The sequence below is a fragment of the Paenibacillus curdlanolyticus YK9 genome (genome assembly GCF_000179615.1).
In the GTDB taxonomy this organism is placed as follows: Bacteria; Bacillota; Bacilli; order Paenibacillales; family Paenibacillaceae; genus Paenibacillus_T; species Paenibacillus_T curdlanolyticus.
Genome location: NZ_AEDD01000009.1, coordinates 46,560 through 66,291, shown reverse-complemented (window position 1 = coordinate 66,291; position 19,732 = coordinate 46,560). Strand labels below are relative to the sequence as shown.

The following is a 19,732-nucleotide window of genomic DNA, read 5'->3' as shown; positions in this document are numbered from 1 at the left end:
ATGGAAAGAACTTTTTTGATGGTAAAGCCGGACGGCGTACAGCGCGGGCTAATCGGAGAGATCGTAGGCCGATTCGAGCGAAAAGGGCTGCAGCTTGTTGCAAGCAAGTTGATGCAGATTAGTCGCGAGACGGCTGAGCTTCATTATGCGGAACATCATGGAAAGCCCTTCTATGAACGGTTGATTACCTTCATTACATCGGGACCGGTCTTTGCGATGGTCTGGCAAGGCGATAATGTTATTGCATTAACGAGAGCTTTAATCGGCAAAACGGATGCTTTAGAAGCGTTGCCGGGCACGATTCGTTCTGATTATGCTATACATACGAATTTTAACCTCATTCATGGATCAGATTCGGCTGCCAATGCAGAGCGGGAGATTGGCATCTTCTTTGAATCTGACCAAATCATTACCTACGAACATACGATTCAACGTTGGATTTAACCGCAGACGCATTGCGACGGTCATCGATCAATGCTTGTCCTCGGAATGCGAGTCAGTCATGATGGGAGGCACCTTGGCGTGGGGGATCAGGACTACGAACTGTTTATCGAGCAGATTAAGAAACGGACAAAAATCGATTTAGCGCAATACAAAGAAACGCAAATGAAGAGAAGGTTGACGACGCTTCGGCAAAAGCATGGGTTTCAGACGTTCGCTTCCTATATGGATGCGCTCGTGCGCGATCAGACCTTCATGGACGAGTTTCTGGATCGGATGACGATTAACGTCTCTGAGTTTTGGCGAAACCCGAATCGTTGGGGCATGCTCGAAAATCGTTTTCTGCCCGAAATGCTTGCAAACAATGGACGAATTTCAATCTGGAGCGCAGCATGCTCTACGGGAGACGAGCCCTATACGACGGCAATGATTCTCGATAAGATGGGCAAGCTGGATCGTACGACGATTACGGCCACTGATCTTGATCATAACGTACTATCCAAAGCACAGGGCGGGCTGTATCATGAACGTTCGGTGCGTGATGTTCCACCGGAATACCGTGATCGCTACTTCTCGTTAGAGGGCGAAGCGTACGCGGTTGATGAACGCATTAAGCGCGCGATCCGTTTTAAGCAGCATAATTTGCTTTATGATCCGTTTGGCGGCCCTTATGATTTGATCATTTGTCGCAATGTTATGATTTACTTCACTGAAGACGCGAAGCACGGATTATATCAGCGTTTTTCAGACGCGCTAAAGCCCGGCGGCATCTTATTTGTGGGCAGCACGGAGCAGATCTTCACGCCGCAGCAATACCAATTTGAGACCGTCGAGACCTTCTTCTATCGTAAAATGGCAAACGCAACCTAGCAGGCTGTCACATTTGTGGATTTAATGCGCATCTCGTGTATACCTTTGTTTCCTTGTTGCAATACTATGGTAATGGAATGACAACCATGGAGGGACAAGATGGATAAGAGGAAAGTAATCGTCGCCTATCAGCGCGGTTACATCACGATTCATGAATGCGCACAAATATTAGGTATTCATTGCGAGCATCTTCGAACGATTGTAGACAGCTCTAAGGCAGAGAACAGCGCAGGCGCATCATCGACTGAGCGTGCTTTGCCGCGTTAAGTGCCTATTGCCAGAAACGAACAGTACACCGGTTGCATACGCAATCGGTGTTTTTGTTTGTCTAATTGATTCGCGCTTCAACGCAGCCAAGCCGTTTCTCAGCGCCGATCGAGGCCATTCATTCGCATTTGACGTTTCTTGTCAAACCGACGGGGCTGTACTATAATGAGCAAAGATGTTTCGGGCATATACATAGCCGGGCTTTTACAAGCCGGTGAAGGGAGAGTTTTGAGCTTGAGTTTACGTTACTTGACTGCAGGAGAAACACATGGTCCACAGCTGACCGCTATTATTGAAGGGTTGCCTAGCAATCTTCAATTAGATTTTGAGGAATTGAACTTCCAATTGCTTCGTCGTCAAAAAGGCCATGGCCGCGGACGCCGGATGCAAATTGAAAAAGATACAGCGAATATCGTAGGCGGCGTACGACATGGTCGCACGACAGGCGCGCCAGTTGCGCTCGTTGTGGCGAACAATGATTGGAAGCATTGGACTTCGGTCATGAACATCGAGCCAATCGAAGGCAGCGACGAGGAGAAACGCCGCGTACACCGTCCGCGTCCTGGCCATGCTGACCTTAACGGCGGTCTGAAATACAACCTGAAAGATCTTCGCAACGTATTGGAGCGTTCCAGCGCGCGCGAAACGGCTGCTCGCGTTGCAGTTGGTGCGGTAGCGCGCCAATTGCTCGCAGCATTCGGCATTAAAGTTGCCGGACAAGTCATCCGCATCGGCGAGATTGAAGCTCCGGCGAACAACCTGCCTGTAGACGAGTTGATTCGTTTGACAGAAGAGTCGCCTGTTCGTGTTGTTGATAAAGAGACAGAAGAGAAGATGACCGCATATATCGATCAAATCAAAGCGGAAGGCGATTCAATCGGCGGCATCGTGGAGTGTATCGTTGAAGGCTTGCCAGTTGGACTGGGCAGCCACGTGCAATACGACCGTAAGCTTGATGGCCGTATCGCGCAAGCTGTTGTATCGATTAATGCGTTTAAAGGCGTAGAGATCGGCATTGGCTTCGAAGCAGGCAAAATCCGCGGCTCGCAAGTGCATGATGAGATTTTGTACACGGAAGAGCGCGGCTACCACCGCGCAACGAACCGTCTGGGCGGCTTCGAGGGCGGCATGACCAATGGCGAGCAAATCGTCGTTCGCGGCGTCATGAAGCCGATTCCGACGCTGTACAAACCGCTTCAAAGCGTGGACATCGACACGAGAGAGCCTTTCACCGCACAGGTTGAGCGCTCGGATGCTTGTGCTGTTCCAGCTGCAAGCGTTGTAATGGAGCATGTAGTTGCATGGGAAGTTGCACGAGCATTCCTTGAGAAGTTCGGCGGAGATTCGATGGAAGAGATTCGCAGCAACTACGATGCTTATCTCGAACAGATCGGACGGTACTAGCATGGTACGGGAACTGACAGTCGCTCTAGGCGAGCGGTCATATCCGATTTATATCGGGGAGGGCCTCCTTCAGGAGGCCGCTTCCTATTTTGATAAGCATGGCGTCAGCAAGAAGTCACCTCTGATGATTGTAACCGATTCGCATATTGGTCCTTTGTATTTGGAAGCGCTGGAGAACGTTTTGCGGGCATCCGGCTTTCAAGTGGTTAGCGCGGTTGTTCCTGCTGGCGAAGGCTCCAAGTCGCTGGCTGTATTCGAGCAGCTTGTGACCAAAGCGCTGGAGGGCGGGCTTGACCGCAAGTCGACGATCGTTGCGCTTGGCGGCGGCGTAATTGGGGATCTTGCTGGATATGTTGCGGCTTCATATATGCGCGGTGTTCGTTTCGTACAGATCCCGACGACGATTCTTGCCCATGACAGCAGCGTTGGCGGCAAAGTCGCGGTCAATCATCCGCTTGCGAAAAACATTATCGGCGCGTTCCATCAGCCCGCGTTCGTGCTCTATGATTTGAATACGCTGCAATCGCTTCCGCCTCGTGATGTAAGAAGCGGCCTATCCGAGGCAATCAAGCATGGCTTGATTTGGGACGAAGCCTTCGTTGCTTGGTGCGATGACAACATGGAGAAACTGCTTGCACTTGATCCAGACGCCCTTGGCTATGCGTTATTCAAAGGCTGCGGAGTGAAGGCAGCAGTCGTTTCGGTAGACGAGACTGAGAATGGCCTTCGCGCGATTCTGAATCTCGGCCATACGATTGGACATGCGCTTGAGGCAGTAGCAGGCTATGGCGAATTAACGCATGGCGAAGCGATTTCGATCGGAATGATCGGGTCCGCTATTGTAGGCGTGAAGCTCGGCGCACCACAGGAAGTATATAAAGTGACTAGACGTGTTCTTGGCAAGTCAGGTCTGCCTGTACGCCTCCCAGAGCATTTTGATACGGATGCGGTAATGCGTGCCATGATGCATGATAAGAAGTTTACAGAAGGCAGCATCGTCTATGTCGTACCGACTGCGATTGGCAAGGTTGAAGTACGCTCGGATGTACCAGCTTCGCTCGTTCGGGAGACGGTGGAATTATTGAAACAGGAGGCCGATTGGCAATGAGTGTTCGTGGAATTCGCGGTGCCGTAACGGTAGAACGGAATGAGGAGCAGTTGATTTTAGACACAACGGTCGAATTGCTGAATGCCATTGTTGTGGAGAACGGCATTGTTCCCGATGATATTTGCAGCGTATTGATAACCGTAACCGGCGATTTGGATTCAACGTTCCCTGCTAAAGCAATTCGCGTCATGCCGGGCTGGGAGTTCGTGCCGCTAATGTGCGCGCTGGAAGTTCCGGTTAAGGGAAGCTTGGAGAAATGCATTCGGTTCATGCTTCATGTGAATACGACGAAGAGCCAATCCGAAATCCGCCATGTTTATCTGCGCGGCGCGCAAGTGCTTCGACCTGATTTGACCAAAGCATAATGATCGATTGACGATCTTTATACAGCTGGTGTATAGTTGAGCTAGTGAATAGAGCAGTGAGCTGAGGCAAGACAGTAAGTTTAGACATACCGAGAGCGGTAGGCGAACGGTAGAGATGAGATTAGCTAAGATGAGATGAGCTTAGATGAGCGATTAACATTACGGTTTGAGATAATCGAATGGGCCTAGCAACAGGCAGCCATTTAGATTATTTCGCTTTCGTAACGTTTGTTCCTCATTGTTCTCTCGATGGACGCACTCATCCTGTACGTTTAGCTCCTGCCTATCGGCAGGGGCTTTTATTTCGTTACGACAAAGGAGAGGACTGCGATGCAAAACGAACTTCAGCAAGTGATCCGGATGGCAGGTACTTATAACTTGATTCCGATCGTTCGCCATCTGATGGCGGATACGGAAACCCCGATTCGCGTATTCCAACATTTCTATAAGGAACGTAATGCGTTTCTACTGGAGAGTGTGGAGGGCGGCGTGAACTGGGCGCGTTATTCGTTCATTGGAACGGATCCTTTCCTTCTCCTTTACGGCAAGAATGGAACGATGATTTTGGAGCAGCGTGGCGAGAAAACAGAGCTGACCGAGCAGCCGCTTGAGTTGCTCAAAGCGAAGCTTCGTTCTTATCGCAGCCCTCAGATCCAAGGTTTGCCCCCGTTTACAGGCGGTGCCATCGGATTCTTCGGATACGACCTGCTGCAATATTACGAAAAGCTTCCGGCTCATCGCATTGATGATTTGCAGATGAATGATTTGCAATTTATGTTCTGCGATCAGGTCATCGTATTCGATCATGTGAAACAGCAAATTCAAGTGATCGGCAACGTGCACATACCGGAAGGTGCAACGGATTCTGAGATTGAGTCGGCCTATCAAGCGGCTTGCGCGCGAATTGACGCAGCGATTGAACGGCTGCAGCAGCCGATTCCTTTGCCCGTAACGGCTGGCGGCCCAATGCCGGTTGACCCTGATCTGGGCGATGTGAAATCCAATGTGACGAAGGAGCAATTTATTTCGAACATTGAGACGGCTAAGGAATATATCCGTTCAGGCGATATTTTTCAAGTTGTGCTCTCGCAACGGTTCAGCATCGAAACAGACGTGAACCCGCTGCATGTGTATCGCGTTCTGCGAACGATGAATCCATCCCCATACATGTATTATTTGAAGCTGGATGATGAGATCATTGTAGGTACTTCGCCCGAGGCGCTTGTTAAGGTCGATGGCCAGAAAGTCGAGACACGCCCGATTGCAGGAACTCGTCCTCGCGGCGCGACACCTGAGGCGGATCTTGCATTGGAGAAGGAACTGCTGGCAGATGAGAAAGAGCGCGCAGAGCACTTGATGCTTGTTGATCTCGGTCGCAACGATATTGGCCGCGTATCTGAGTTTGGTTCGGTTCGTTGCGACTCGTATATGGATATCGAACGGTATTCTCACGTCATGCACATCGTTTCAAACGTTAGCGGCAAGCTGCGTCAGGATAAAGATTTCTTCGATGCATTCATCTCCTGCATGCCTGCGGGCACCGTGTCAGGTGCGCCAAAGCTGCGTGCGATGGAAATCATTGCAGAACTGGAAAATGAGTCGCGTGGCGCGTATGCGGGCGCGATCGGATATTTGGGCTTCGGCGGAAGCCTGAATACGTGTATTACGATCCGTACGATTATTTTCAAGAACGGCAAAGCCTATGTGCAGGCGGGAGCAGGCATCGTATGGGATTCGGTGCCTGAGAGCGAATATGAGGAAACGGTAAACAAGGCAAAAGCGAGCTTGAAGGCGATCCGTACGGCAGAGCTGTTATTCGCAGGGGATAAGCGGGGCGCTGTGAAAGCGGGAACGACGATCAACACCGATTATGAAATGACAGTGTTGCAGGAGGCGAAGCGCTAATGACGGTATTGCCGGCTAACTCGAATAGCATCACCTTGCACAGCGCGATGAACAAGCTGATCGCAGGCGAGCATCTTTCGCGCCAAGAATCGCAAGAAGTGATGGGATATATCATGAAAGGCGAAGCGACTGCTGCCCAAATTGGCGGTATTATGACGGCGCTACGGATTAAAGGCGAGACGCGGGACGAGATCGCAGGCTTCGCGCTTGCGATGCGATCCCATTCGGACCATGTGATTACCGAACAGGCCAATCTGCTGGACACATGCGGTACCGGCGGTTCTGGCATTCATAAATTCAATATCTCGACCGCTTCCTCAATGATCGCGGCCGCTGCAGGCGTTCGCGTTGCTAAGCATGGCAACCGGGCCATGTCAGGCAAGACTGGCAGTGCAGACGTACTGGAAGCGCTCGGCGTCAATATTACGATTACAGCAGAGCAAGCGGCGCAATGCTTGGAGCGGATCGGTATCGTGTTTATGTTCGCACAGCTGTATCATCCATCGCTTCGCCATGCTGCTGGTCCGCGTCGTGAGCTGGGGATCCGCTCGATTTTCAACATGCTGGGGCCACTGGCGAATCCCGCAGGAGCGGATCGCCAGCTGCTGGGCATCTACGACCGGTCGCGCACGGAGACGATTGCACAGGTGTTGAGCGATCTTGAATTGAAACGTGCCATGGTTGTCAGCAGTCATGACGGTTTGGACGAAATTAGCATTTCTGCACCAACGCAAATTTCGGAGCTGAAGGAAGGCGTCGTGCGTACGTACGATCTGGCGCCGGAGGATCTAGGGTTGAAGCGCCATTCGCTAGATGCGATTATTGGCGGCGATTCCGCAGAGAACGCCTCGATTATACGTTCGATTTTCGATGGAAAAGAGAAGGGCGCTTATCGAGATGTTGTGCTTGCGAACGCCGGCGCGTGCATCTATGTTGGCGGACAAGTCGACTCGTTGGTTGAAGGCGTGGAGCGTGCAGTAGCAATCATCGATTCAGGCGCGGCGAAAGTGAAGCTTGAGCAGCTTATTCAAACGACGGGAGAATTGGGCCATGTTTCTTGATAAAATCGTAGTCACGAAACAGCAGGAGGTAGCGGAGCTTTCCGCTCGCTTCTCGCTGAATGCATATGAACGGACAATTTCGGACATGTCCGCAACGCTTGGATTTGAACGGGCGGTTTCTGCAGCGGGCCGCAAACGCGATATGGGCCTTATTGCCGAAGTGAAGAAAGCGTCGCCCTCCAAAGGGCTGATTCGCGAGGATTTTCACCCTGTAGGATTGGCGAAAGCGTATGAGGAGGCAGGAACGGATTGCATTTCCGTATTAACGGACCGTGATTACTTCCAAGGCTCGAACGACTATTTGCAAGCAGTCAGAGAAGCCGTGAATGTACCGCTTCTTCGCAAAGATTTTACGGTGGATTATCGTCAAATCTATGAAGCGCGCGTCATTGGCGCGGATGCGATTTTGCTTATTGCAGCTATTTTGACAAAACAGCAGTTATCGGAGTTCCACGATATCGCTAAGTCCATCGGATTGGATGTGCTGGTTGAGGTACATGACCAACGCGAACTGGAGACGGTGTTGGAGCTCGATAAAGCGACGCTGATCGGCGTTAACAATCGCGACCTGCGCTCCTTCGTAACCGATCTGAAAACAACGGAGCAGCTAATCGGAATCATTCCGCAAGGCAAAGGGATTACGAGCATTAGCGAGAGCGGCATTGCGGGACCGGAGGATGTGCAATATTTGAAATCGGTTGGCGCGCAAGGCTTACTTATCGGTGAGCATTTCATGCGCAAGCCTCATGTCGGGGAAGCGATTGAGCAGCTGTTGGGCCCGGTTGGTGTACGATGAGCAGGACTCGTATCAAAATTTGCGGGCTGCGTGATCGCGAGACGATTCGCTCCATGCACGGATTGAACGTGGATGCGATCGGGTTTGTGTTCGCCCAGAGCAAGCGACAAGTGTCGCCAGAGCTAGCTTCTGATCTCATCGAAGAGGTGAGAGCTTGGCCGACCGCCAGCTCGGAAGGAACTGCTCCGCTTGCTGTAGGCGTGTTCGTAAATGCAGATTTAGCCGAGTTAACGTCAGTTGTGCAGACGGCCGAATTGGATGTTGTCCAGCTGCATGGCAGCGAGACGCCGGAGCTGTGCGCTGCAGTTAAGCGAGCGCTTGACGTTCAAGTGTGGAAAGTGTTCCCGATAGGCCGGAGCGCCGAAGAGGATGCGGCAGGCGCCGACGCGCGCTTGCAGCCGTTCCAATCCGTTGTTGACGCCGTTCTTATCGATACCGCAGGCGGCGGTACAGGAGAGGTATTTGATTGGAACGTAATTCGTGACTATGAGGAAGCTGCCGCTAAGCTCGGAGTACCTTTATATGTGGCTGGCGGGCTTCATTTGGATAATGTGCAGCCTTTGGTTCAACTTTATCGTCCCGGGGGCGTGGATGTATCAAGCGGCGTAGAAACGGAAGGCGTTAAGGATATTGAGAAAATATCTACTTTTGTGAGAAGGGTGTTGGAAGCATGACCCGTTTACCAGACGAGAAAGGCCGCTTCGGCAAATTCGGCGGGCGTTATGTGCCGGAGACGCTCATGAACGCATTGAGCGAGCTTGAGGAAGCGTACAAAAAATATTCGCAAGACGAAGAGTTTCAAGCGGAAGTTCGGTATCTGTTAGACAAATATTCCGGTCGTCCGACTTCGCTTTATTATGCGGAGCGGCTCACGAAGCATCTGGGCGGCGCCAAAGTCTATTTGAAGCGCGAAGATTTGAACCATACCGGCGCCCACAAAATCAACAATACGATCGGCCAAGGCTTGTTGGCCAAACGGATGGGCAAGACCAAAATTATCGCCGAAACCGGTGCTGGCCAGCACGGTGTTGCATCTGCAACAGTAGCGGCGCTGTTGGGACTGGAATGTAAAGTATTCATGGGCGAAGAAGATATGAAACGCCAACAGCTGAACGTATTCCGGATGCAACTGCTTGGGGCAGAAGTCGTACCGGTTACTTCGGGTACGCGTACGCTGAAGGATGCATGCAATGAAACGCTTCGCTACTGGGTAAGCAACGTAGACGATACGTACTATATTCTCGGCTCTGCAACAGGACCGCATCCGTACCCGTTGATCGTGCGCGACTTCCAGCGGATCATCGGCGATGAAGCGCGCGAGCAGATTCAAGAGATGGAAGGCCGTTTGCCGGATTATGTTGTTGCGGCAGTCGGCGGCGGCAGCAACGCGATCGGCATTTTCTATCCGTTCGTAGAGGACGAGTCCGTCAAGCTGGTAGGCGTAGAAGCGGCTGGCCGCGGCGTCGAAACAGAAGAGCATGCGGCGACGATGACCAAAGGGCGCCACGGCGTATTCCAAGGCTCGCTCAGCTATGTGCTGCAGGACGAGTATGGACAAGTCTTGCCTGCTCACTCGATTTCCGCGGGGCTTGATTATCCCGGCATCGGACCTGAACACGCTTATTTGAAAGACAGCGGGCGTGCGCAATACTTCCCGATTACAGATGCAGAGGCGCTCGAGGCGCTGCAGCTGCTGTCGCGTACGGAAGGCATTATTCCAGCTCTGGAATCCGCACATGCGATAGCGCAGACGCTCAAGCTGGCTCCTACGCTCAGCGCGGATGAGATTATTGTCGTCAGCTTGTCTGGCCGCGGCGATAAAGACGTAGAAGCCATTATGGGATACCTCGGAGGTAACGGACATGAATCTCATTGATGCGACATTCGCTCGAATTAAAGAGCAGGACGGAACGGCACTGATCCCCTTCTTGACGATTGGCGATCCCGATCTCGCGACCTCGGTGCAAATTATTCAAAAGCTTGAGCAATCTGGCGCCGACATGATTGAGCTTGGCGTGCCTTACTCGGATCCGCTTGCAGACGGTCCTGTCATTCAGCGCGCGTCTGAGCGAGCTCTTGCTGCTAAACAGATTTCGGTTCAAAATGTATTGGATGTTGCTGAACAAGCGCGCCAGGCCGGCGTTAAGCTTCCATTCATTCTGTTTACGTATTTTAATCCTGTGCTTCAGCTCGGATTGGAGCGGTTTTTCGAGCTTTGCCTGGATAAGGGCATCAGCGGCTTGATTATTCCTGATCTGCCGATCGAGGAGGATGGAGATGTTCGCGAAATGGCAGAGGAAGCGAACATTCATCTCATTCCACTCGTAGCGCCTACCTCCAAAGAGCGTGTCGCTCGCATTGCGGCGAAAGCTAGAGGGTTCGTTTACTGCGTTTCCTCGCTGGGCGTGACGGGCATGCGTTCCGATTTCCATGCGGGTATCGACGAATTCCTGGAAGACGTCCGCAAATCGGCACAGGTGCCGATTGCAGTCGGATTCGGCATTTCGAACCGCGAGCAGGTGGAGCGCTTCAGCAAGCAGTGCGACGGCGTAATCGTCGGCAGCGCGATCGTGCGCAAAATCGAAGAGGTGCTTCCGAAGCTGCAAAACGAGGCGGAACGTGAAGCAGGGCTTGAAGAGATCGGACAATTCGTATCGAATTTAAAGATCGGATAAGGAATAAGTTCGAAGCAGGAACGGCTTGCGCGACACTCGCGTGGCCGTTTTTCTCGTTTGTTAATAATACTTTAAAACATGCTAGAGATATGAGACAATGAAAAACATAGCAATAGCAAAGTCCTGTTAATGAGGTGAAAGTCAATGCAACCGAAAAGCAATATTGTCCATCTTCCAGTGTATCAGCCTGGTAAGCCCGTCGAAGACGTTAAACGGGAGCTAGGCTTGACTGAGGTTATTAAGCTGGCTTCCAATGAGAATCCGTTTGGCTGCTCGGAGAGCGCGAAGGAAGCGGTTATTCACGAAATATCGAACAATGCGAGCATCTATCCCGATGGCGCAAGCGTTGAATTGACGAAAGTATTAGCAGATCGTCTGGGCGTCAGCACGGACAGCATTATTTTTGGCTGCGGATCGGATGAGGTTATTCTCATGCTCACGCGCGCGTTCCTCGTGCCAGGCGACGAAACGATTATGGCCGACCAGACGTTCTCCGTCTACAAACATAACGCTGAAGTTGAGAACGCACGTGTCGTTGAGGTGCCGCTTGTGAACGGCAAGCATGACTTGCCGGCCATGTTGGCGCGCATTACGGATCGAACGAAGATCGTATGGGTATGCAACCCGAACAATCCGACCGGAACGATTGTTAGCAAAGAGGAAATTGATGCGTTCATGAAGCAAGTGCCTAGCCATGTGCTTGTCGTGCTTGACGAAGCATACGTGGAGTATGTGACGGATCCTTCATTCCCTGATGGCATCGAGCTGCTTCCGAGCTACAAAAACTTGATTGTATTGCGCACATTCTCCAAAATTTACGGTCTCGCATCGCTGCGAATCGGTTATGGCGTTGGCCACCCGGATGTCGTTCGTTTTATCAATCAAGTGCGCGAGCCGTTCAATACGTCTCGTGTCGCGCAAGCTGCTGCAATCGCAGCGCTTAAAGATGAAGCGTTCGTTGCGGAGTGCCGGGATCGGAATTCAGAAGGCTTGAACTATATGCGTGAACAGTTCGACCGCTTGGGTCTGCCTTACTTTGATGCGCATGGCAACTTTATTATGTTTGATGCGAAGCTGCCATCGCCGCAAGTATTCGACGCTTTGCTGCGCAAGGGGATTATCTCCCGTGCAGGCTGGCAGTTCTATCCGACGTATATCCGAATTACGGTAGGCAGCCGGGAACAGAACGAGAAGTTCATCACCGCGCTAGAGCAAGTACTGCAGGAAGCGGCGGTGCTTGGGTAGCTTATGATCAAAATTGCGATATTCGGCGTAGGGCTAATGGGAGGCTCGCTTGCGTTATGTTTTAAAGGCAAGTCTGACCTTCATGTGGTCGGCCACTCGACCCGTCTTTCGTCGGTTCACAAATACATCGAACGAGGCGTCGTAGACGCTGCTACGACTTCTCTGCGCGAAGCGGCGGAGGATGCCGACTTTATTTTCCTATGCGTACCGGTCGGAAGCTTGAACGATTATCTTGAGCAGCTATCAGAGCTGGAGCTCAAACCGGGCTGCATTATAACCGATGTAGGCAGCACCAAATCGTCTGTAACGGCTTGCGCGCGCCGTCTTGATTTGAGCCCTGCTGTATTCATCGGCGGGCATCCAATGGCTGGCTCCGAGCGCTCAGGCGTAGAGGCAGCATCATCGTACTTGTATGAGAACGCGTTCTATGTCATCACGCCGGATCACGCGACACCTAACGAAGCAGTAGAGCGCCTTCGCCAGCTGCTGGAATTGACCAAGGCGAACGTGGTTGTCGTCGATGCGGACGAGCATGATGATATCGTTGGGGCGATTAGCCATCTGCCGCATATGATTGCAGTCGCATTAACGAACCAGGTGCGAAAATACAACGAGGATAACAGTCTGTATTCGCAGCTTGCGGCAGGCGGATTCCGTGATATAACCCGCATCGCGTCTAGCGACCCGAATGTTTGGCGGGATATTCTCGTCAATAACCGGGAAGTGATGCTTCGCCTTATTAAGGATTGGAACGAAGGCATACAGCAATTCTCCGATATGCTGACTGCTGGAGATATCGAAGGAATCGGCGAAGCGTTCCGGACATCGGGGGAGTTCCGCAATAGCTTGCCGGAGCGCCGCAAAGGTATGATTCATTCCATTTATGAATGTTACGTCGATGTCCCCGATCATCCCGGCATAATCGGCCGGATTACGACGGAGCTGGGCAATCGGCGGATCAACCTGAGCAATATTCAGATTATAGAGAGCCGTGAGGATGTTCCGGGCATACTTCGCTTATCGTTCCGTACGCAAGACGATCTCGATCAGGCGGTCGTCGCATTAGGCGAACTCCAGTATTCGGTACATTTTTAATCCACGCTGCTGTCTTGCAATCATCCGTGATTGCAGGGCAGCTTTTTTAAATTTATGGAAACTAAGATCATTTATGAAAACGCTTATTGACAAAATGAAAACGGATACATATAATAAAAGTACAGTATGGTTTCTCTCCACTCCTATCCAAATTCTTCGCACTTTGTGCGGACCACCTCTCTATAGAGGTGGTATTTTTTTTGTGCCCAAGTATTGCCACGCGAGATCGCTCTTTGGAAAATATTTAACCAATTCATCGTTTCCCTGTGTTACAATACAGAAGCTTTGGGGTAAGTAATTCTGGCGTCACATCCTTCCAATAAAAAGGTGGGGCAGTAGTTGTCGAATGCGGCAGGACTTTAGCCTTACGAGACGAATTGGATTGGGTATGACTTTTATAAATTCAAATCAAAAAACACCGCAACTTTTTGCTTCCATGTCGGTACAATGATGTAGGCCGACACGGGAAGACTCCGCAGGTGAGGAGGTTCGCCTGTCGTGACCGACACCCAATTGATACGAGAAATTAAAGATGGCAACGTCCAATTGTATGCGGAATTGATGCGGCGTTATCAGCGCAAGATCCTCGCTTTTATTTTTCATATGCTGAAGAGCGGTCGGCTCGAGCATATGGCGGAGGATTTATGCTCGGAAACCTTTTATAAGGCATATCGCAGCTTGCATTCCTTCCGCGAATTAGACGCATCCTTTTCAACCTGGCTATACACGATAGCACGCAATACGGTGCTAAGCGAGCTTCGGAAGCAGAAGGTAAGCAACGTTCCGCTTGATGACGCGAATACGATTCCGCTGGCTCCGCCTGAGGCTGTGCCTGAGCTGCGCTTGCTTCAGAACGAACGGATGGCGATGGTTCGCGAGGCGATTAATAATTTGCCTGAGAAGCAGCGCTCCGCACTCATACTACGTGAATATGACCAATTGGATTATCAGGAAATTGCGAATATATTAGGACAGACGGTTAGCTCTGTGAAATCGCTGCTGTTCCGTGCAAGAGCAAGTGTAAAAACACAGCTCGAGCCTTATTTTGAAGAAACGGCGACTACAGTGGAACCATATGAAGGGATGAGAACGCGATGAGATGCGACGAATGTCAAGAGAAACTCGGTCTGTATTGGGAATTACCCGAGCAGGATGCCGAACGGGCAGCGATTGATGGCCATCTCTTAGACTGTGTAGCGTGCTCGGAGCAGTTCCGGCTGTGGGAAGAAAGCGATTGGATGATCCGATCGCTGTCTGAAGAAGCGGACCCCGATTTTGAAGTGAGAACCCTTCATATTACACAGACCGTGATGGATCGCATTTATGCTGACGCAGACTATTTGAGGCCTGTCCATGACCGTACATATCGTTTTACCTCATCATTCCGGTTTCGAACGGCGCTTGTTATTGCATGTTGTTTAGCCATATTCGGAAGCGGCTTGTTATACGCCTGGTTTGGGGATTGGGGAGCTGGGGTCGAGAAGATCGAGCCAATGACGGGGCTGCTTGAAACAGCAAACGCTGGTAGCGACGGTACTATATTAGGCGGAGAGTTCTACGCAGACGTGCCTGTCGCGAGCATTAGCGATCCGATCGTCCTTAAGGTCGTGCCGACCGTACCGCAGTACTGGATCGTCTTCTCGCTTCTAGGCATTATTGCTTCCTTACTGCTTTTGAACTGGTTTGCGCGCACGCGAAAATAATAGAATTGCCACAAGGAGAAACGGCAGCCCGCCAGGGGCTGTCGTCTTTTTTTATTTTGAGGTTTAAATACCTGTATTTTTCCCATAATGGTAGTACATTCAACAGGAAAGGGGGAGGGAACACGATGAATCTGGCCGATATGCTGGGCTGCGCAGATATTCAACAGCTAAGTCGAATCGCGGGCGAGTACCGGTGCGAGTGTAATGGAAATTCCAAAAACGAGTTGATTCAGACGATTCTCTCCGCCGTCAACCGAAGGGAAGTTTTTGAGGAGCAGGTAGGAAGAATGGGACTGGAAGACTTGCGGTTTTTGAATTCGCTATTGTTCGATTCCCGGTCCTCATTCAGTCTGGAAGATTTGACAGCACGTATTCAACAGAGCAAATTCGGAGAGGTACAGCCGCTCGAAGCAGCCGGTGTGCCGGTAGAAAGCGCCAGAAAACCAAAAACGAATGCGCAAAGCAGTAAACGGCAATCGAAAGCAGCAGCTCTCAAAGCAAAAGAATTGACGCCGCGTGACGTTATTTTGAAATTCAAGCATCAAGGGTGGCTGTTCAATGGATTGGCAGGTCCTAATCGGTACATGTTTCAAGTGCCTGCAGACCTGAAGGCCAAGCTTCGCGAGACGATGGAGCGAAAGCTCATGCTCACGGTAGAAGCTGCGGAAGAGCCTCAGGCGTACCGGGACGAGCAAGGGCTGCTGACAGAAGATTTGTACGCGTTGCTTCGTTATGTGCAGCGCAATGAGATTCCAACAGCAGCTGACGGCTCGATGTATAAACGGAATTTGCTGCAGCTATTGGAGCTGTGCGGCGTGAGAGAATCGCTGCCTGCGAAAGGGGAATGGCGATTCGGATATGGCCGCAAGTTTCATGTATACCCGAATCGGTTGTCACTGCTATACGATTACGCGCTGGACGGCCGTTTGCTGAGCGAAGCTTCTGAACAATTGACGATTACGGCCACTGGCGAAGCCTATCTGGCAGAAGAGCAGAAGGACGTGACAGCCCGGCTGTACAAGTATTGGCTGAAGCTATACCGGACGCCGATCCCGAATATGGTTGCAATCGTCCATTGGATCGATTGCCTGGCTAAACAATGGGTAACCGCAGAGTCATTGCAGCGAACGCTGCTGCCGTACATCAAGCCTTTCTATTATGATACGGCGGAGTCGATATTCGCACAGCGCATCGTAGCTATGATGCTGCATCTGGGGCTGCTGCGAGTAGGCGAGCATGAGCGCTATGGAACGGTAGTTCGTATGACACGATTAGGAAGTGCAATAATCAGCGGCTCGGAATAGCTTTCGAAGGCAAACAGGCCAAGAGAATGCTAACCGCCGCCTGCTAGGCAAGAGTATATTCATTCGAATAGGGGCCATCGTACCGAGCGGCACCGTTGCGGATGAATATGCTTTAGTAGGAGCCGTTTCACTCGTTACCGAGAAAACAAACAATTCCACCCTATACTCTTTCTCTCGGTTCACCCGCCAAAGTCGTCAGAGAATGGACGGAAGACGATTTACTGCGCATGAGAAAGACGATGGAAAGCTACGTGGTGAAAGGAAAAGAATATAGGATCTCTTAACCCCGGTTGGAGGTGTATCCTATGGACAAAATGAAAGCAACCTATGAAACGATGCTTGCTCTGGTTGCAGAAATGGTATTGGATGACGCGGTCTTAAAATTCCGTACGGAACGGATTTATCGAGACATCGATCTTGCGCTGGCCAGCGGCGACGAGGATACGTTCCATCGATTGGCGGAACAATTGAACGCGCTTCGTTTTTCCCATTAGCGGCGATTAGCCGTAGCTCTATCATAGCCTGACGACCGTCTTTAGTACGGATCAGGCTATTTTTGTGCGTTTGCGGTTGGCAAACCGTTCCTGGCACGATAATATGGGTGAAGCGAGGAGAGGATGAGCGAACATGAAGTTCAGCGAAATTACAAGCGAGCAATGGGAAGAATTAAAATCGTATTTGGATACATGCCTGCTTCCGGTTACAGGGCTGAATGGGACAGAATCGCCAGCGGAAACGACGCAAGCGCTTGAGGACTTGCGAGATGTGATGGATGCGATCGAAATTCCGTTTAAAGGCAGAGTTGTGACGTACCCTGCATGCCATTATATAGGAGAGACAGAGGGCCATGACACTGTCGAGCGATTATGCATGGCTTTGAAGCGTTCCGGCTTTCGTTACGTGATCGTCGTAAGCGCAAAATTGCGTAAATTGGCGCCTCCGTCGGCTGATTTAACATTTGTGCCAAATCATGAGGGCGTAAATGTCGATGCGAATGCAATTGGACAAGCCATACGTTCGTTATGGGCGCCGCCAGTTAACGCCTGAAGCAGGATTAGCGCATAATAAATTCCTATTTTGGGGAAAACAAAGGCGATACGATGAAAACCACGGTTACGTTTCCGTGTAATTGTGACAATTTCATAACAAAAAATGAAACGCTTTTTACATCGGTCAAATTAACGTCTTCCATATTCTTGACGCTCCCATACACCTAGGATATTATAGGAATGTCTTAGTTCGTCCATAGTTTTGTCACAATGGACAAGATGGGAGATATGGTTGGCAAAGGGGGTAGAACAGAAGATGAGCAACCACGAGGGCCAGAAACCGGTACGTAAAGAGATGTCCCGGCGTCAATTCCTGTCGTATACGCTCGGAGGTACTTCCGCATTCATGGTGGGAGGCGTCGTGCTTCCGATGGTTCGATTCGCGGTAGATCCGCTCTTGCAGAAGAAAGAGACGAGCGCGTTCATTAAAGTCGTTGAAGAATCGAAAATTACGAACGATCCAGTAGAATACAAATTCAAAATTCATCAGGTGGATGGATGGTACGAAAGCGAAGCTGAGCTCGTTGCATGGATTTCCAAAGACGCGAACAATAAAGTATTCGCGCTTTCGCCAGTGTGTAAGCATTTGGGCTGCACGATTGGATGGAATACCGAGCAAAGCGACCAGTACGTATGCCCGTGCCACGGCGCGCACTACACAAGGGACGGCAAAAACTTGAGCGTCGCACCAAACCCGTTGGATGAATATGAAGTGAAGATTGACGGCGGTTTTATTTATCTCGGACCAATTAAGCCGAACTCACGTGTATAAGGAGGGCGAACACTCAGATGTTTAAAACAGTTTACAATTGGATCGACGAACGTCTCGATGTTGCGCCGTTGTGGAGGGACGTTGCGGACCATGAAGTGCCAGAGCACGTTAACCCTGCACATCACTTCTCCGCATTCGTGTACTGCTTCGGCGGCCTAACGTTTTTCATTACTGTAATTCAGATTTTGTCCGGCATGTTCTTAACGATGTACTTCGTACCGGATATTCACAACGCATATGCGAGTGTCGACTATTTGCAGCATAAGGTTGCATTTGGCGGCATCGTTCGCGGCATGCACCACTGGGGCGCGAGTCTCGTTATCGTCATGATGTTCTTACATACCTTGCGCGTGTTCTTCACCGGCTCTTACAAAGCGCCGCGCGAAATGAACTGGGTCGTCGGGATGCTTATTTTCTTCGTCATGCTCGGACTTGGCTTCACAGGTTACCTGTTGCCATGGGATAACAAAGCTTACTACGCTACGAAGGTCGGTATGCAAATCGCCGAATCCGTACCTTACATCGGTGTGTATCTGAAAGAGCTGATGCAAGGCGGTACAATCGTAGGTGCGCAGACGCTGACGCGTTTCTTCGCGATTCACGTCTTCTTCTTGCCAGGTGCATTGCTTGCCCTGATGGCCGCGCACTTCTTCATGATTCGTAAACAAGGCATTTCGGGACCGCTATAAGCGAAGGGAGGTTATTTCGATGGCGCATGATCACAAATCAAATGAGAAAGTCGTCTATGTCGGTGACTCCCGCGTACGCAAGCGTAGCAACAAAACGATCGTACCACCCGACTATACGGCATTCCCAGGCAAGTCGGAGGCATTCATTCCGAACTTCCTGCTGAAAGAATGGTTGGTTGGTTGCGTTGTTCTCGTTGGCTTCCTTGTGCTGACGATTTCGGAAGCTCCTCCGCTTGGTTATCCGGCGGATCCAACCAATGCAAGCTTTATTCCGATGCCGGACTGGTACTTCCTGTTCCTGTATCAATTCCTGAAATACCCGTACGCTTCCGGCGACTATGTCGTTCTTGGCGCAGTTGCTGTACCAGGCGTAGCGTTTGGCGGATTGCTGCTCGCACCATTCCTTGATACGGGCAAAGAGCGCCGCTTCTATCGTCGTCCGATTGCAGCATCGCTTATGCTGCTCTCGCTGATCGCTTGCATCTACTTGACTAAAGTGTCATGGGATCACTACCAGCATGAGCTGGAGATCACGAACACGATTCCAGAGCATATCGAGCGTGAAGAGAAAGCGCGCGAGGCTGCGGAAAAAGGTCAAGAGTTCAGCGCAATCAAGAAAGAAGAAGCTGTTGCGCTTGTTGACGCAGATGACCCTGCAATGGAAATTGCCAAGGCGAATTGCATCGGCTGCCACGCAACGGATTTGAATGGCAACAAGCAAATGAAAGTGCCTTCTCTGCGCGGCGTAGGCGACATTCTGACGAAAGAGCAGCTAGTTGAGACCGTTACTAACGGTAAGGGCGGCGGTGCAATGCCTTCGTTCAAAGACAAGCTCTCGGCAGCAGAGATCGACCAGATTACAACGTGGCTTTCGAAGCAGAAGAAAGCAGAATAGCCATCTCCACAAAAACCTGACCGTATAGCTTGCGGTCAGGTTTTTTTATCCTGCGCAATTGTTGACTATAATGTAGAAGAACGAAGAT

The 19,732-nt window shown here is 50.9% G+C and carries 22 protein-coding genes and 1 pseudogene; all 23 read left to right on the top strand.

The window, feature by feature from the left end; genetic code table 11:
- The 23 genes and pseudogenes from ndk (at nt 1) to PAECUDRAFT_RS16400 (ending at nt 19,644) form a co-directional block, all read left to right on the top strand.
- Nucleotides 1-444 carry a nucleoside-diphosphate kinase gene (gene ndk / locus PAECUDRAFT_RS16500; protein WP_006039259.1) on the top strand — a complete coding sequence of 148 codons (444 nt, stop codon included), beginning with the start codon at nt 1-3 and terminating at the stop codon, nt 442-444.
- 45 nt (nt 445-489) lie between these two features.
- A complete protein-coding gene (locus tag PAECUDRAFT_RS16495; protein ID WP_050794385.1) occupies nt 490-1,311 on the top strand; it encodes a CheR family methyltransferase in 822 nt (273 codons plus the stop codon).
- A 99-nt stretch (nt 1,312-1,410) separates the two neighbouring features.
- Nucleotides 1,411-1,578 (top strand): hypothetical protein, encoded by a 168-nt coding sequence (locus tag PAECUDRAFT_RS26145; RefSeq protein ID WP_006039257.1) that lies wholly within the window; start codon nt 1,411-1,413, stop codon nt 1,576-1,578.
- 234 nt (nt 1,579-1,812) lie between these two features.
- Nucleotides 1,813-2,982, top strand: a complete 1,170-nt coding sequence (gene aroC, locus PAECUDRAFT_RS16490) for a chorismate synthase (RefSeq protein WP_006039256.1) — start codon at nt 1,813-1,815, stop codon at nt 2,980-2,982.
- A gap of 1 nt (nt 2,983) precedes the next feature.
- On the top strand, nt 2,984-4,090 hold the full coding sequence (gene aroB, locus PAECUDRAFT_RS16485; protein WP_006039255.1) for a 3-dehydroquinate synthase: 1,107 nt from the start codon (nt 2,984-2,986) through the stop codon (nt 4,088-4,090).
- Complete coding sequence (gene aroH, locus PAECUDRAFT_RS16480; RefSeq protein ID WP_006039254.1) at nt 4,087-4,455, top strand: chorismate mutase; 369 nt, start codon at nt 4,087-4,089, stop codon at nt 4,453-4,455. The genes aroB and aroH overlap by 4 nt, the downstream gene beginning before the upstream one ends.
- Nucleotides 4,456-4,785: 330 nt before the next feature.
- Complete coding sequence (gene trpE, locus PAECUDRAFT_RS16475) at nt 4,786-6,360, top strand: anthranilate synthase component I (RefSeq protein ID WP_006039253.1); 1,575 nt, start codon at nt 4,786-4,788, stop codon at nt 6,358-6,360.
- Nucleotides 6,360-7,421 (top strand): anthranilate phosphoribosyltransferase, encoded by a 1,062-nt coding sequence (trpD, locus tag PAECUDRAFT_RS16470; protein ID WP_006039252.1) that lies wholly within the window; start codon nt 6,360-6,362, stop codon nt 7,419-7,421. Before trpE ends, trpD begins: the two co-directional genes overlap by 1 nt.
- Nucleotides 7,411-8,217, top strand: coding sequence for an indole-3-glycerol phosphate synthase TrpC (gene trpC / locus PAECUDRAFT_RS16465; protein WP_006039251.1), 807 nt, complete (start codon nt 7,411-7,413; stop codon nt 8,215-8,217). Before trpD ends, trpC begins: the two co-directional genes overlap by 11 nt.
- Nucleotides 8,214-8,891 (top strand): phosphoribosylanthranilate isomerase, encoded by a 678-nt coding sequence (locus tag PAECUDRAFT_RS16460; RefSeq protein ID WP_006039250.1) that lies wholly within the window; start codon nt 8,214-8,216, stop codon nt 8,889-8,891. Before trpC ends, PAECUDRAFT_RS16460 begins: the two co-directional genes overlap by 4 nt.
- On the top strand, nt 8,888-10,093 hold the full coding sequence (gene trpB / locus PAECUDRAFT_RS16455; RefSeq protein WP_006039249.1) for a tryptophan synthase subunit beta: 1,206 nt from the start codon (nt 8,888-8,890) through the stop codon (nt 10,091-10,093). The genes PAECUDRAFT_RS16460 and trpB overlap by 4 nt, the downstream gene beginning before the upstream one ends.
- Nucleotides 10,080-10,892, top strand: coding sequence for a tryptophan synthase subunit alpha (gene trpA, locus PAECUDRAFT_RS16450; RefSeq protein WP_006039248.1), 813 nt, complete (start codon nt 10,080-10,082; stop codon nt 10,890-10,892). Before trpB ends, trpA begins: the two co-directional genes overlap by 14 nt.
- Before the next feature lie 144 nt (nt 10,893-11,036).
- Nucleotides 11,037-12,137 (top strand): histidinol-phosphate transaminase, encoded by a 1,101-nt coding sequence (gene hisC / locus PAECUDRAFT_RS16445; protein WP_006039247.1) that lies wholly within the window; start codon nt 11,037-11,039, stop codon nt 12,135-12,137.
- A gap of 3 nt (nt 12,138-12,140) precedes the next feature.
- Nucleotides 12,141-13,232, top strand: a complete 1,092-nt coding sequence (locus PAECUDRAFT_RS16440) for a prephenate dehydrogenase (RefSeq protein ID WP_006039246.1) — start codon at nt 12,141-12,143, stop codon at nt 13,230-13,232.
- A gap of 498 nt (nt 13,233-13,730) precedes the next feature.
- The gene (locus PAECUDRAFT_RS16435) at nt 13,731-14,330 is read left to right on the top strand and encodes an RNA polymerase sigma factor (RefSeq protein WP_006039245.1); all 600 of its coding nucleotides are present in this window, start codon (nt 13,731-13,733) and stop codon (nt 14,328-14,330) included.
- On the top strand, nt 14,327-14,935 hold the full coding sequence (locus PAECUDRAFT_RS16430) for a zf-HC2 domain-containing protein (protein WP_006039244.1): 609 nt from the start codon (nt 14,327-14,329) through the stop codon (nt 14,933-14,935). Before PAECUDRAFT_RS16435 ends, PAECUDRAFT_RS16430 begins: the two co-directional genes overlap by 4 nt.
- Nucleotides 14,936-15,060: 125 nt before the next feature.
- The gene (locus PAECUDRAFT_RS16425) at nt 15,061-16,239 is read left to right on the top strand and encodes a hypothetical protein (protein ID WP_006039243.1); all 1,179 of its coding nucleotides are present in this window, start codon (nt 15,061-15,063) and stop codon (nt 16,237-16,239) included.
- A 43-nt stretch (nt 16,240-16,282) separates the two neighbouring features.
- Nucleotides 16,283-16,523 (top strand): annotated as a pseudogene (locus PAECUDRAFT_RS26430) (gamma carbonic anhydrase family protein); the annotation flags it as partial.
- A gap of 21 nt (nt 16,524-16,544) precedes the next feature.
- On the top strand, nt 16,545-16,733 hold the full coding sequence (locus tag PAECUDRAFT_RS16420; protein WP_006039242.1) for an IDEAL domain-containing protein: 189 nt from the start codon (nt 16,545-16,547) through the stop codon (nt 16,731-16,733).
- 133 nt (nt 16,734-16,866) lie between these two features.
- Nucleotides 16,867-17,286 (top strand): DUF2487 family protein, encoded by a 420-nt coding sequence (locus tag PAECUDRAFT_RS16415; RefSeq protein ID WP_006039241.1) that lies wholly within the window; start codon nt 16,867-16,869, stop codon nt 17,284-17,286.
- A 258-nt stretch (nt 17,287-17,544) separates the two neighbouring features.
- Nucleotides 17,545-18,060, top strand: a complete 516-nt coding sequence (locus PAECUDRAFT_RS16410; protein ID WP_006039240.1) for a ubiquinol-cytochrome c reductase iron-sulfur subunit — start codon at nt 17,545-17,547, stop codon at nt 18,058-18,060.
- 17 nt (nt 18,061-18,077) lie between these two features.
- Nucleotides 18,078-18,749, top strand: coding sequence for a menaquinol-cytochrome c reductase cytochrome b subunit (qcrB, locus tag PAECUDRAFT_RS16405; protein ID WP_006039239.1), 672 nt, complete (start codon nt 18,078-18,080; stop codon nt 18,747-18,749).
- Nucleotides 18,750-18,768: 19 nt separating this feature from the next.
- The gene (locus PAECUDRAFT_RS16400; RefSeq protein ID WP_006039238.1) at nt 18,769-19,644 is read left to right on the top strand and encodes a menaquinol-cytochrome c reductase cytochrome b/c subunit; all 876 of its coding nucleotides are present in this window, start codon (nt 18,769-18,771) and stop codon (nt 19,642-19,644) included.
- Nucleotides 19,645-19,732 lie beyond the last annotated feature (88 nt).